This is a genomic window from Halomonas sp. SIMBA_159 (genome assembly GCF_046536035.1).
Taxonomy (GTDB): Bacteria; Pseudomonadota; Gammaproteobacteria; order Pseudomonadales; family Halomonadaceae; genus Vreelandella; species Vreelandella venusta_A.
Map to the genome: position 1 here is coordinate 1 of NZ_JAWJBT010001333.1, position 244 is coordinate 244.

A 244-nucleotide genomic window follows, 5' to 3' on the forward strand; every position below is an offset into this window, starting at 1 on the left:
GAGTGACGCCATCCGCGAAGACACCATTCTTGTTTCCATTATGCATGTGAACAATGAAATCGGTGTGATTCAGGACATTACCGCAATTGGTGAAATCTGCCGCGAACGTGGCGTGTTTTTCCATGTTGATGCCGCTCAGTCTGCCGGTAAGCTGCCGATTGATGTACAGGAAATGAAAGTTGATCTGATTTCCCTGTCTGCGCACAAAGTTTACGGTCCTAAAGGTATCGGTGCACTGTATGTG

1 protein-coding gene is annotated in these 244 nt (G+C 47.5%); it reads left to right on the top strand.

What is annotated here, in order from left to right; genetic code table 11:
• Positions 1 to 244: aminotransferase class V-fold PLP-dependent enzyme (locus tag R0J87_RS23590; RefSeq protein ID WP_498889418.1), on the top strand; the 244-nt coding region annotated here is incomplete at both ends.